We start from the raw sequence: 12,981 nt of genomic DNA, 5'->3' as shown, positions 1-12,981 counted from the left end.
TCCCGTCCGGCGCGCGCCCGACACCCCTACAACTCGGGGGCGCTCACACCCGTACGAGTGAGGGCGTCGACGACGGCGTCCACCACGGCCTCGACGTCGGGCACCCAGGGGGAGGCCGAGCCGGGCAGCGGTGCGCGCTCCCACCAGATGTCGCCGCGGCCGGTCTCGGACGGGGGCAGTGTGATGTAGCCGCCCTCGCCGTGGAAGCGCAGGGAGCCGGGCACGAAGTCCTTGGCGTAGAGCAGCTCGCCCAACTGCTCCATCGTGTACGGCCGGACGAGGAGGAACCAGCGGGTGGGCGAGGCCACGACCGGGCCGAGGCGCATGCCCTGCGCGTCGAGCGCCACGAGCGCGCGCGCGGCCGCGAGGGCGGGGAGGCTGACCGCGCAGGGCGCCGGGCCCCCGGTGGCCAGGACGATGGGCGCGGCCGGCCGGTTGCTCCACCACCAGCGCACCATGCGCCCGTCGGTGGTGGCCGCGAGCAGGCCGGGGTCGAAGGGGTGAGCACCGGGGACCGTGCACTCCGGGTCGGGGCAACTGCAGCGCGACGTGCTCCGCTGGTCGGCCATCACACCCGGGAGGACGGGCCACTGCCATTCGGTCGCGAAGGTCAGGGCCGAGTCCATCAACTCGGTCCGGCCGTCACTACGCTTGGACAGGAGCCTGCGTCGCTTTCCGAGGATCTCGCGCATGAGCGCTCGTTCCTTTCCGTTGCACCGCTGGCAACACCGTGGGCCACATCACATCGTGTGTCGATCACTTCACTGTGCGTACCTTTTGGCGCATCACACCCCTGTCCGAGACAAGGGGAACCCCTCAGGGTCGAGCGGTGACTGCTTCCGCGGTCACTCCGTCCGACTCGCGTCCATCTCACTCATGCTTTGGGCGTGGCGTGGGGTGGCGAAGTCTGGCGTTTGACGTCGCGCGTATTTCTCTCCGCCTCCGCCACGGGAGGATGGGGCACGGTCGTCGATGACTATGACGCCCGGGCCGGTCACCAGGTTCCGGGATGCTCCCCTGAGCTCCCCACGACCCCTGGCCCTTACCGAGTACGTACCCATCACGACCGCTGTGACGCTCCGTGGAGCAAGGCCAGTCGACCGCAATCAACCGTTACCCGAGGCAGTTTTAAGCCAACTTTGCCATTTCGCAAGGGAGCCGGAAGAAGCGTGCGCGATTCCCCCGAAGACCCCACGGACACCAGTAATCCCAGCAGGACAATGCTGGACATCCCATCACGAGTGCGTGTACATGTGGAGACACCGCTAGCGGCGCAGAATGACATGGGGGTTTGCGATGCTTTTGAGCAATACGCTCCGGTCCGAGAGCCGGACGCCATGAACGCCCCTCACCCTCCGAAAGTGGCTGGAATCGATTCAACGGTTCCCTCGCCCGCACACACTGTCGCGCCCGCGCCCGCCACCCCGGGCACCCCGACGGTCCCCGCGGCCTCACCCGGCCCCTCCGGTACCCCCGATGCCTCTGACGCCGCCGACGCCTCCGGTCCGTCCGGCGCCTCCGGCGCAGCCGTGCCGGGAGCGCTTCTGACGGACCGGCTCGCCGGCTGGGTCTCGGACCTCACGACCCTCCACGAACTCACCGAACGCCTCGCCCGCACGGACGCGCTGACGGCCGCTCTGACGGAACTGCTGCAGGCCGGAGCCGCCCTGGTGGGCGCGCGGCGCGGGCTCGTCGTCCTCGAACCCGCCGACCGGCTCGGTCCTGACACCACCATCGGCCTGGGTCTCGGCCGCGCCGACCTCGGCCACATCGAGACCGTCCCGCGCAGCGCCCTGGCCTTCGGCCGGATCCTCGACGGACTGCCCGGCGGCGAGGGGGAGATCGCCGAGCCCGACCTGCTCGCCGAGGACGGCCTCGACCCCCGCCACCGCGAGGTGGCCGCCCGCCTCGGCTACGCCGCCAGCTACGCGCTGCCCCTGGAGACGGACGGCGCGTCCGGCCGTATGGGCGCCGCCGTATGGCTCTACGACGAGCCCGCCGAGCCGGGCGAGCGCCAGCGCCACCTGGTCGGCCTGTACGTCCGGTACGCCGCCGAGCACCTGGCCCGGCTCCTGGAGATCGAGCGCACACGCGCGTGCATGAAGACGATGGCCGAGGAGCTGCTGCCGTCCCGGCTGCCGCGCGTGCCCGGCGTCCAGCTCGCCGCCCGGCACCGCACCGGCCCGCGCGGGGGCGGCGACTGGTACGACGCGCTGCCGCTGCCGGACGCCGCGCTGGGCCTCGCCGTGGGCTCCGTCACCGGGTCCGGGCCGAGCGCCGTCGCCGCGATGGGCCGGCTGCGCGCCTCCCTGCGGGCGTACGCCGTGATGGAGGGCGAGGACCCGGTCGCCGTCCTGTCCGACCTGGAGCTGCTGCTGCGCCTCACCGAGCCCGCCCGCTCCGCGACCGCCCTGTTCGCCTACTGCGAACCCGCCCTGCGCAAGATCACCCTGGCCGGTGCCGGGCACTGCCCGCCGCTGCTGGTCGGCGAGCGGCGCACGGAGTTCGTCGAGACCTCCGTCTCCGCGCCGCTGGGCATGCTGGCCTGCTGGGAGGCGCCGAGCGTGGAGCTGGAGGCCGAGCCCGGCGAGACGGTCCTGCTCTACACCGACGGCCTGCTGCACCGCACCGGCGACCCCGCCGACCGCGCCTTCGCGCGGCTGCACGCGGCCGCCGCCGGGGTGCCGAAGCCGCTGCGGCACGACCCGGGCGCGATCGCCGACCACGTGCTGCGCACGGTGCTGCCCGACGGGCCGGCCGACCAGGACAGCGACGAGGACGTGGTGCTGCTGGCGGCCCGCTTCGACTGAGGCCCCGGCGACAGCGGCCGTAACGGGCCGTTCGCCCGTGACAGGCCTTCGGCCGTAACAGGTCCTTCGCCCCTGGACCCCCTTACGTACGACCGTACGATGGAGGGGGTCCAGTGCCGTATCGAGGAGGATGACCGTGGCCGACGAGCTCACCCCGGCTGTGCCGGACGACGCTGCCACCGCAGCGGTCCCGGAGACCGAGTCCGAGGAGCCCATCAAGAAGCGGAAGAACGGCCTGTACCCGGGCGTGTCCGACGAGCTGGCCGAGAACATGAAGTCCGGCTGGGCCGACACGGAGCTGCACGACCTGCGGCCGATCGCCCAGGCCGCCGAGACCGCCGCCCGCCGCGCCGCGCTCTCCGCGCGCTTCCCGGGCGAGCGTCTGGTGATCCCCGCGGGCAACCTGAAGACCCGCTCGAACGACACGGAGTACGCCTTCCGCGCGTCGGTCGAGTACGCGTACCTGACCGGCAACCAGACCGAGGACGGCGTGCTCGTCCTGGAGCCGGTGGCCGACGGCCACAAGGCGACGATCTACCTGCTGCCGCGCTCCGACCGCGAGAACGGCGAGTTCTGGCTGTCCGGGCAGGGCGAGCTGTGGGTCGGCCGCCGGCACTCGCTCGCCGAGGCGGCGCAACTGCACGGCATCCCGGCCGCCGACGTGCGCGAGCTGGCGGCCACGCTGCGCGAGGCCACCGGCCCGGTGCGGGTCGTGCGCGGCTACGACGCGGCCATCGAGGCGGCCCTGACCGACAAGGTCACCGCCGAGCGCGACGCCGAGCTGCGCGTCTTCCTCTCCGAGGCCCGCCTCGTCAAGGACGAGTTCGAGATCGGCGAGCTGCAGAAGGCCGTCGACTCGACGGTCCGCGGCTTCGAGGACGTCGTCCGCGTGCTCGACAAGGCGCAGGCGACCTCCGAGCGCTACATCGAGGGCACGTTCTTCCTCCGCGCGCGGGTGGAGGGCAACGACGTCGGCTACGGCACCATCGCCGCCGCCGGCCCGCACGCCTGCACGCTGCACTGGGTGCGCAACGACGGCCCGGTCCGCGCCGGCGACCTGCTGCTGCTGGACGCGGGCGTCGAGACGCACACGTACTACACCGCCGACGTCACGCGCACGCTGCCGATCGACGGCCGCTTCACCGAGATCCAGAAGAAGATCTACGACGCCGTGTACGACGCCCAGGAGGCCGGTATCGCGGCCGTCGCGCCGGGCGGCAAGTACCGCGACTTCCACGACGCCGCGCAGCGCGTGCTGGCCGAGCGGATCGTCGAGTGGGGCCTGGTCGAGGGGCCGGTCGAGCGCGTGCTGGAGCTCGGCCTGCAGCGCCGCTGGACGCTGCACGGCACCGGTCACATGCTCGGCATGGACGTCCACGACTGCGCCGCCGCGCGCGTGGAGTCGTACGTCGACGGCACGCTGGAGCCGGGCATGGTGCTGACCGTCGAGCCCGGACTGTACTTCCAGGCCGACGACCTGACGGTGCCGCAGGAGTACCGGGGGATCGGCGTCCGCATCGAGGACGACATCCTCGTCACGGAGGACGGCAACCGGAACCTCAGCGCTGCGCTGCCTCGGCAGTCGGACGAGGTGGAGTCCTGGATGGCTTCCCTGAAGGGCTGACTAGCCGACGGACTGACGGGCCGGCCTCGGGAGGGCGTCCACGAACAGGGCGCCTGCCAGGAGGCCGGCGCTGCCGCGGGGGCTCCACGCGCGCGTGTGGAGGTCGGTGTCGAGGTCGGCGAGGGCCTTGCGGCCCGCCGGGGTCGCCGTGCCGCCCGCCTCCAGGACGGTGCGGGCACCGGCCTGTACGTGGCGCAGGCCCAGCGGGCCTGCGGTGTGCAGGAGTTCGGTGTCCTGGAGCGTGGACATCACGGTGAGCAGGGCGTCGAGCCGGGCGTCGGGTTCGTCCGCGCCGGCCGAGCGGGCCGCGCCGAGCGCGTCCAGGGCCCGTCGTACGTGCGGGAATCCGGCGCGGGCCTCGCCGCGGGCGCCGGCCGCGCCGTACTTCGCCGAGACGGTCGCGCCCCGCGAGGGCCGGCGTGGGGCGCCCCGGTCGGGGTGGGCGGCGATCCGCTTGGCGGTCGCGGCGACCTCGACGCCCCGCGCGCGGGGTTCGAGGGCGGCCGCCGCGACGAGCAGGCCGAGCGTCCACAGCGCGCCCCGGTGCCCGCCGCCGGCGAGGCCCACCGAGTGCTCGGTGCAGCGCCCGATCGCGCCGAGTTCCGCGCGGAGCCGGGGCGTGGGCTCACCGGTGCGGCGGGCGGCCGCGGCCATCGCCGCGAGGCCGGGCGCGAGCGCCTTGGCCGACCAGCGCAGCCCGCAGTGGTCCCTGCGGGTGACGCGGGCGGCCAGGTCACGGGGGTCGGGCAGGCCCGGCTTGGGAGCCAGCGCCAGTTGACCGGTCAGCGCGGCCACCGCGACCTGCGCGAGCTCCTCGTCCACCCGAGTCGTCATGACTGCGCCCCTGACGGGGTGTCGCTGGGCGCACCGCCGACCGCGACCGTGCCACCGGCCACCACGAGGGCGCGCCGCCGGGTGCTGCTGGGGTCCTGGTGAATTCCCGTCATGAACGCGACGGTATGAACACCACCAGTGCACGGCATGAGGGAACGCTGAGAGCAGCCTGTGAGCCGACCGGGCAACACCCTGAAAGCCCCTCAGACGGCGATCAGGGGCGCGTCCTTGGGCACTTGAGCATCAAATGACGAGGGGGTGGGGGTTGGGGTGGGGGGGCTGCTCCCGGGCGCCGGCGTCTCCGGGGTGTGCGCCTCGCGCAGGGGGGCGCACCAGGCCCACGGCATCGGTTTCTCCTGCGTCAAGCCGACGGTTCCTTCACCCTGTGTGCCGGGCGCTCAAGGAGTTCAGAAGGGCGGCTCCTCGTTCGGCGTCGTCCACGCTCACTGCGAATTCCCTGCCCTTCGAGGGGTGGATGACCAAACACTCGCCGCCGCGCAGCAGCACAGTGGTTCCCAGTCCGCTCAGTCGGTAGCCCCAGCCGCCGACCTGGGCGGGCGTGCGGCTCTCGACGCGTGCCGACTCGACGTCCTCGGCGGCCCAGCGCCGTGTGGGCCAGCCCAAGGGGCCGAAGGCAACGACCAGCCCCCGCTCGCTGACCCGCACCTGCACCGAGGAGCAGCCGAGGACGAGCACGCTAGCGAGGGCGAACGGCGTGGCCGCCAGCAGGAACGGAAGGTCCGTCAGGCCCGCGAGCGCCGCCACGCCGACGGCGATCGCGAGCAGCCCGGTCAGTGCGGCGAGCGCTTGAAGCCAGGAGTTCGACGTGCGTGCGAGCCATACGACCCGTTGCCCGGCGGGAATGTCCAGGGTCGGGACGTCCGCCTCGGGCCGGGGCTCGGCCGGTGCCCGGCGCGCGGCCAGCAGGCCGAACGCCCCAACCGTCGCCGCCACGACGAGCGTGCCCACGACCCCGCTCGTCACCGATCCCGCTTCATGCCAGTCCGCGCGGTCCAGATTCGCCCGTACGATCGATGCCTGCCCGCCGAGCAGCGTCACACCGCCGAACCCGAGGCTCGCGACCGCCCACCCCGGCACCGCGCCACCGGCCCACGTCCGGCGCAACGTCAGCATGACGACGACTGCCAGAACACCCCAGATCAGCGCGGGGAACATTGCGGCGGCCCAGAGCGGCATGGAGCCGTCGGGCCGGCCCGAGCCTGCGCCCCAGTGGGTCGCCAGCCGGTCCGGGAGCCGGCCGCTCGCGGCCAACGGCAGCCCCACCAACAGCGCCAGGACGCCGACGCCCCAGCCGACGGCGCCCCACACCGCCCCGCTCCTACGCGCCTGGTCGGTCACGAGATCCCCCTGATCATGTCGATGAGGTCGTCCTTGCCGTAGCCGAGGTGCGCCGCTTCGGTCACCAGGTCGCGTACGCGGTCCAGCAGGACGGAGCGCTGGTCAGCCCCGTCGGCCACCGTCACGCCCCGACCGCGCCGGAACTCCAGCACCCCTTCGTCGCGCAGTGCGCGAAGACCCCGTAAAACCGTGTTGACGTTCACGTCCAGGGCCTGGGAAAGGTCTCGGGCCGGGGGAAGGCGGTCTCCCGGCCCGCACTCGCCCTCGGCGATGGCGCGCCGGATCGCGCCGGCAACCTGCTCGTGCAGGGGGCGACTGTCCGCGGTGTTCAGTCTCAACAGCATGGTGCTAGTGACGCTAGCACCAAGTGATTTAAGTGGGGAGAGAGGTTTTGAGACGAACGTCGATGTCGGTGAGCGGCAGCTCCCGCGGTCGGGCTCGCCGGTGGAGGAGAGTTGAGCTCGCGTCGCCGCAAGCTTGGGCGGCGACCCGGCCGGGGACCGGGCGGGGCTCACCACACCCGGCCACCGCCGTCGCCGCTACACCGCCATCAGCGGCGCGTCCTTGCGCCACTTGAGCATCTTGTCGAAGCTCACCACCGCGCCGCCGAACCCCGGCTTGTTGCCGATGTGGACGTGGTCGGCGAGTTCCCGGATGAGGTAGAGGCCGCGGCCGTGCTCGGCGTCGGTGGCTGTGCCTGTACCTGTGCCTGTGCCTGTGCCTGTGCCTGTGCCTGTGCCTGTGCCTGTGCCTGTGCCTGTGCCTGTGCGGACCGGGGCTGGGGCGGGGCGTCCGCCGCGGAAGCCCGGGCCCGAGTCGGCGACCTCGATGCGGCACTTCTCGCCGTCGAGGTACGCGGTGACGCGGTACGCCTCCGAACAGCCGCCGTGCGCGGTGTCCCCGCCGTGCTCGACGGCGTTGGCGCAGGCCTCACTCAGGGCGACGGAGAGGTCGTAACTGACGTCGGGATCGACGCCCGCCGTCTCCATGGTGCCGAGCAGCAGGCGCCGGGCGAGCGGAACGCTCGCGGCTTCGCGCCGGAGATGGAGTGACCACCAGATGCTCATGCTCCAGCCTCCTGGCCGCGGCTCGACATACCGATACGTATTGCCGCCCATGGCCGTGCGTAAGCACGAATTCCGCGTGATGCCGCCCATGTGGGGGATGCACGCAGGCTCAGAATCGGTGTATGTGGGACCCAGGAGCACCAGTCGTACCGGTCCCACCAGTTCTGATCAGCCCCAATCAGAATGGATGAGAACTCATCAGTCAGGCACAGAAGGTGATCTTCCGCATCACAAGGAACCTTGTGGACCTGCCGTATGACCGCGGTAAGGCCAGTGCGATGATGAGCCCGCCATGACTGCCCCCCAAGGTGAGCGCTCGGGACGCGATCTACGGCTGCTGCGGGCCACGATGTTCGCCGCGGTCTGCGTCGTGCTGGCCGCCGCCGGGCACACCATGGCCTCCTGCGCCACGGTTCCGCTGTGGACGCTGGGCGCGGGATTCCTGGGCGCCCTCGCGGTCGTGGTGCCGCTCGCCGGACGCGCGCGTTCCCTGCCGGGCATCGCGGCGCTCCTCGCACTCGGCCAGACCGTGCTGCACACGCTGTTCGGACTCGGCCAGCACACCACCTCGGCCGCCGTCTCCGCCACATCCGTCTCCGACGCCACGCTCGTCGAACGGGCCGCCCGGCTGGTGTGCGGGGCCTCGGCGGCGGTGATCAGCCCCGCCCAGGCCCAGAAGTTGCTCGTCGACGCGCGGCTCTACCCCCAGGCCGGTGCCGGCACCGACATGAGCGGGATGAACGGCATGGGTGGCATGAGCGGGATGGGGGGTGGGACGGGCGGGATCGGCTCGCACCATCCGGCGGACGCCCTGTCCACCGCCGACTCGTCGATGTCCCTGCTGCCGTCCCTGCCCATGCTGCTCGGTCACGTCCTCGCCGCCCTCGCCGCCGGATGGCTGCTGCGGCGCGGCGACACGGCCCTACTGCGGCTGCTCGCCCTGTCGGCGCACGGCGTCGCCGAGAGGGCGCTCGTACGATCCCTGCGCGGGGCGCTCGCACTGGTGCGCGCCCTGCTCGCGGGGCTGCCCGCCGCGCCCGGTGCGGGACCGCGCGTCCCGCACCCCGCCCCGGACGCACCCGCCGTACCCCGCACCACCGCACTTCAGCACTCGGTGATCAGACGAGGCCCACCGGCCGTAGCCGCTCTCGTCCTCGCTGCCTGACGCGACACGACCAGCACTCCACCTCACGGGGGGGGACGGCCGTCGTCGTGCGGCACGCGCGCGTGCGCACCGCCATCACCACCGTGCACACGCCTCTCCTCACCCGCAGAACTCGCTGCGTCAATGCATCAATGCATCGCTGAATTTCCGATTCTCTGAATCACTGAGAGTGGAGTGCTCGCCGTCATGAAGACCTCTCGTATCGCCTCCCGCGTCGCCGCCACCGCCGCCGTCGCCGGCTGTGCCGTCCTCGTCCTCTCCTCGCCCGCCCTCGCGCACGTCAGCGTCGCCGCCGAGGGCACCGCCGCCAAGGGCGGCTACGCGGTCGTCGACTTCAAGGTCCCCAACGAGCGGGACGACGCCTCGACCACCAAGCTCGAGGTCAACTTCCCGACCGACCACCCGCTGGCCTCCGCGATGCCGGAGCCGATCAACGGCTGGAAGATCGACGTCACCAAGGCGAAGCTCGCCAAGCCCATCACGGTGCACGGCAAGCAGATCTCCGAGGCCGTCTCCAAGATCACCTGGACCGCCACCGGCAAGGGCATCGAGACCGGCTACTTCCAGAAGTTCCCGGTCTCCGTCGGCGCGCTGCCCGAGGACGCCGACGAACTCGTCTTCAAGGCGATCCAGACGTACTCCAACAAGGAGGTCGTGCGCTGGATCGAGGTCCAGGAGGACGGCGCGGAGGAGCCGGAGAACCCGGCCCCGGTGCTGACCCTGGCCGCCGCCTCCGAGGGCGGCCACCACGGCACGAGCGCCGAGGACGTCTCCGACACCTCCGACGACGCCAAGGCGACCGCCGCGACGACCGAGACCGCCTCCGACTCCGACGGCGGCAGTGACACCACCGCCCGGGTCCTCGGCGTGGTCGGCATCGTCGTCGGCGCCGCCGGTGTGGCGTACGGCGTGCTCGCCGGCCGCCGTCGGACGACGACCGAAGCCTGATCCGTCGCACCCCGATCCGCACCCTGCTCGACCGCCGCGCGCGCACCGGGACCCCGGCCCCTACGCCCCTTCACCCCTCCGTACCTCGGGGTCTGTGGGACCCCCGGGCCGCAGGACCCCGGTGCGCGCCGGATTTAATACATCTGGGACATTCCTCTATGCGCAAGAAGACGTTCGCCGTGGCCGCGCTGCTCGCCGCCGCCACCCTCACCCTCTCCGCCTGCGGCAGCGGCGACAGTGACGGCGGCAGCGCCGTCGCCGTCGTCTCCGGGGACACCTCGCAGCAGGCCGCGACCGTGCTCGACCAGCCCTTCACCAAGCCCGACCTGGTCCTCACCGACACCCAGGGCAAGCCGTACGACCTCCGCAAGGAGACCGCCGGCCACCCCACGCTGATCTACTTCGGCTACACCAACTGCCCGGACGTCTGCCCGCTGACGATGAGCAACATCGCCGTCGCCAAGAAGCAGTTGCCCAAGGCCGAACAGGACGAACTGCGCATCGTGTTCGTCACCACCGACCCGGACCGTGACACCCCGGCCGCGCTCGGCAAGTGGCTCAAGGGCATCGACCCCCAGGTCGTCGGCCTGTCGGGGAAGTTCGCCACCATCCAGGCCGCCGCCCGCACCCTCGGCATCTCCGTCGAGGCGCCGCACAAGGACAAGAACGGCAAGATCGTCTCCACCCACGGCACCCAGGTCGTCGCCTTCTCCCCGAAGACGAACGGGGGATACCTCCTGTACGGCGAGGAGGCCACGGTCGACGACTACACCAAGGACCTCCCCAAGATCGTCAAGGGCGAGAACCCGTGAGGCACCCCGTGCGGACCACCGCCCTGACCACCGCGGTGACCAGCGCCGTGATCGCCGGCTCCGTGCTCCTGACCGGCTGCGGTCCGGGTTCCGGCGGCACCTCCGGCGGCAAGGCGGAACTGTCCGTCGAGTCCGCCTACATACCGCAGCCCGTCTCCGACACCATGGCCGCCGGTTTCCTCACCATCGTCAACAAGGGCGGTACGAAGGTCGAGCTGACCTCCGTGACCAGTACGGCGGCGGGCAGCGTCACCCTCCATGAGACCGTCGGGTCGTCGATGCAGGAGGTCAAGGCCCTCGATGTGCCCGCACACGGTCAACTCGTGTTCAAGAGCGGCGGGAACCATCTGATGTTGGAGAAGCTGAAGAGCAAGCCGGTGCAGGGCGAGACGGTCACCGTCGAGCTGCACTTCGCCACATCCGACCCCGTCAAGGTCGAGATTCCGGTGGAGTCCGCCACGTACAACCCGAAGACCGGCAACTGACCACTCACAACAGACCACAGACCACAGACCACAGACCACAGACGACTGACCCCTGACCCTTGAGGGAGGGACCACCTTGACGCAGACCATCGCCCCCCGCGTCCGAATGCTCGTGCTGCTGTTCCTGGCGGTCACCGGCGCGCTGCTCGCCGGCGCCGGGCCCGCCTCCGCGCACGCCGCGCTGACCGGCAGCGACCCCACGCAGGGGGTGGTGGTCGACAAGGCGCCCACCCAGGTGACGCTGACCTTCTCCGAGACCGTCTCGCTGAACGACGACTCACTGCGCGTCCTCGACCCCAAGGGCACCCGCGTCGACAACGGCAAGCCCGCCGGCACGAGCGGCACGTCGTACGCGGTGCAACTGCACTCGGGGCTGCCCAACGGCACCTACACGGTGACCTACCAGGTGGTGTCCGCCGACAGCCATCCCGTCGCCGGCGCCTACACCTTCTCCATCGGATCGCCCTCCAAGACCAGCGTCTCGGTGTCCGACCAGGGGGCCGGCGGCGGAGTCGTCGGCTGGCTCTACGGCTTCGGGCGGTACATGTCGTACGCCGGGTTCATCGTGCTGGTCGGCGGGGCCGCCTTCGTACTGGCCTGCTGGCAGCGCGGCTCCGGGGTGCGGGCCGTGCAGCGGCTCGTCGTCTCCGGCTGGGTCGCGATGACCGCGGCCACCCTGTTCCTGCTGCTCCTGCGCGGCTCCTACACCAGCTCGGGCAAGGTCGGCGACGTCTTCGACCTCGACCTCCTCGGGCAGGTCCTCCAGACCAAGACCGGCGCGGCCATGGTCTCCCGGCTGCTGCTCCTCGCCGCGGCGGCCCTGTTCATCGCCGTGCTCTTCGGCGCGTACGACAAGCGTGAGGCCGAGGAGAAGCGGGACCTGACCTTCGGGCTCGCGATCGGCGGCACCGTCGTCGCCGCCGGGCTCGCGGCGAGCTGGGCCATGGCCGAGCACGCCTCGACCGGCCTGCAGCCCGGCATCGCGATGCCGGTCGACGTACTGCACCTGCTGGCGGTCGCGACCTGGCTCGGCGGACTCACCGCGCTCCTCGTCGCGCTGTACCGGGCACCCGCCGACCTGCCCGTCGAGGGCTCGGCCGTCCGCCGCTTCTCCCAGGTCGCCTTCGGCAGCGTCCTCACCGTGGTCGCCACCGGCGTCTACCAGTCCTGGCGTCAGCTCGGCTCCTGGTCCGCCTTCACGGACACCCGCTACGGACAACTGCTGCTCATCAAGATCGGGCTCGTGGCACTGCTCGTCGGCATCGCCTGGATCTCCCGACGCTGGACAGCCCAACTGGCGGATACGACGTCCAAGGCGACGGCAGCGACCTCCGCACCCGAGGACTCCACACTCGAGTCCGCACCCGAGGCAGTGTCTGAGACGGCGTCCGAGGCGACGTCCGAGACGGTGTCCAAGGCGACGTCCGAGACGGTGTCCAAGACGGCTTCCGAGGCCGCGCCCGAGAAGGAGCGCGTCACGGCAGGGGCGGCAGCGGCGACCGGGACCAGCGACGCCGGCACGGCAGCCTCCGGCGACACCGAGAGCGGTTCCAACGCCGCCGACTCCGGCTCCGGCTCCGGGGGCAAGAGCTCCGGGGGCAAGAGCTCCGGGGGCAAGAGCTCCGGGGGCAAGAGCTCCGGGGGCAAGAGCTCCGGGGGCAAGAATCGGGCCGCGCAGCTCGCCCGGCAGCAGGCCGCCGTCGACGCCACCCGGCAGAAGCGGCTGCGGGACTCCGACCCGGGCCGCTTCGGCCTGCGCCGCTCGGTCCTCGCCGAGGCCGGCGTCGCCGTCGTCCTGCTCGCCGTCACCACCGTCCTGACGTCGACCGAACCCGGCCGCACGGAGCAGGACGCCGCCAAGGCCAACAAGTCCTCCG

13 protein-coding genes are annotated in these 12,981 nt (G+C 71.9%); 7 read left to right on the top strand and 6 right to left on the bottom strand.

The window, feature by feature from the left end:
- Positions 1 to 26: 26 nt before the first annotated feature.
- Entirely contained in the window at positions 27 to 692 is a 666-nt protein-coding gene (locus BMZ82_RS34160) for a bifunctional DNA primase/polymerase (RefSeq protein WP_093781288.1), read from the bottom strand.
- Between the two features lie 528 nt (positions 693 to 1,220).
- Between BMZ82_RS34160 and BMZ82_RS34155 the strand changes: the two genes are divergently transcribed.
- Together BMZ82_RS34155 and BMZ82_RS34150 are read left to right on the top strand one after the other, a co-directional pair.
- The gene (locus tag BMZ82_RS34155) at positions 1,221 to 2,810 is read left to right on the top strand and encodes a PP2C family protein-serine/threonine phosphatase (protein ID WP_093781287.1); all 1,590 of its coding nucleotides are present in this window, start codon (positions 1,221 to 1,223) and stop codon (positions 2,808 to 2,810) included.
- 136 nt (positions 2,811 to 2,946) lie between these two features.
- The gene (locus BMZ82_RS34150; RefSeq protein ID WP_093781328.1) at positions 2,947 to 4,434 is read left to right on the top strand and encodes an aminopeptidase P family protein; all 1,488 of its coding nucleotides are present in this window, start codon (positions 2,947 to 2,949) and stop codon (positions 4,432 to 4,434) included.
- Here the strand turns inward: BMZ82_RS34150 and BMZ82_RS34145 are convergent, their stop codons facing one another.
- The 5 genes from BMZ82_RS34145 to BMZ82_RS34130 all read right to left on the bottom strand — a co-directional run bounded on the left by BMZ82_RS34145 (position 4,435) and on the right by BMZ82_RS34130 (position 7,694).
- The gene (locus tag BMZ82_RS34145; RefSeq protein WP_093781286.1) at positions 4,435 to 5,268 is read right to left on the bottom strand and encodes a triphosphoribosyl-dephospho-CoA synthase; all 834 of its coding nucleotides are present in this window, start codon (positions 5,266 to 5,268) and stop codon (positions 4,435 to 4,437) included.
- Positions 5,269 to 5,471: 203 nt separating this feature from the next.
- Entirely contained in the window at positions 5,472 to 5,633 is a 162-nt protein-coding gene (locus tag BMZ82_RS41050) for a hypothetical protein (protein ID WP_177244796.1), read from the bottom strand.
- A gap of 13 nt (positions 5,634 to 5,646) precedes the next feature.
- Entirely contained in the window at positions 5,647 to 6,627 is a 981-nt protein-coding gene (locus BMZ82_RS34140; protein WP_093781285.1) for a DUF1648 domain-containing protein, read from the bottom strand.
- On the bottom strand, positions 6,624 to 6,971 hold the full coding sequence (locus BMZ82_RS34135; protein ID WP_093781284.1) for a GntR family transcriptional regulator: 348 nt from the start codon (positions 6,969 to 6,971) through the stop codon (positions 6,624 to 6,626). The genes BMZ82_RS34140 and BMZ82_RS34135 overlap by 4 nt, the downstream gene beginning before the upstream one ends.
- Before the next feature lie 195 nt (positions 6,972 to 7,166).
- Positions 7,167 to 7,694, bottom strand: coding sequence for an ATP-binding protein (locus BMZ82_RS34130; protein ID WP_093781283.1), 528 nt, complete (start codon positions 7,692 to 7,694; stop codon positions 7,167 to 7,169).
- A gap of 292 nt (positions 7,695 to 7,986) precedes the next feature.
- Here BMZ82_RS34130 and BMZ82_RS34125 point away from each other — a divergent pair, with 292 nt between their 5' ends.
- The 5 genes from BMZ82_RS34125 to BMZ82_RS34105 all read left to right on the top strand — a co-directional run.
- Positions 7,987 to 8,859: a hypothetical protein gene (locus BMZ82_RS34125; RefSeq protein ID WP_093781282.1), complete on the top strand. Its 873-nt coding sequence runs from the start codon at positions 7,987 to 7,989 to the stop codon at positions 8,857 to 8,859.
- 186 nt (positions 8,860 to 9,045) lie between these two features.
- Positions 9,046 to 9,807: a YcnI family copper-binding membrane protein gene (locus BMZ82_RS34120; protein ID WP_093781327.1), complete on the top strand. Its 762-nt coding sequence runs from the start codon at positions 9,046 to 9,048 to the stop codon at positions 9,805 to 9,807.
- 158 nt (positions 9,808 to 9,965) lie between these two features.
- Complete coding sequence (locus tag BMZ82_RS34115; RefSeq protein ID WP_093781281.1) at positions 9,966 to 10,619, top strand: SCO family protein; 654 nt, start codon at positions 9,966 to 9,968, stop codon at positions 10,617 to 10,619.
- Complete coding sequence (locus BMZ82_RS34110; protein WP_093781280.1) at positions 10,616 to 11,104, top strand: copper chaperone PCu(A)C; 489 nt, start codon at positions 10,616 to 10,618, stop codon at positions 11,102 to 11,104. The genes BMZ82_RS34115 and BMZ82_RS34110 overlap by 4 nt, the downstream gene beginning before the upstream one ends.
- 76 nt (positions 11,105 to 11,180) lie before the next feature.
- On the top strand, positions 11,181 to 12,981 hold a 1,801-nt coding region (locus tag BMZ82_RS34105; RefSeq protein ID WP_107487714.1), incomplete at its 3' end, for a copper resistance protein CopC.

It is taken from the genome of Streptomyces sp. yr375 (genome assembly GCF_900110755.1).
Lineage (GTDB): Bacteria > Actinomycetota > Actinomycetes > Streptomycetales > Streptomycetaceae > Streptomyces.
Note: the sequence above shows the minus strand (reverse complement) of the source record. Positions and strands in the feature narration are given on the sequence as shown.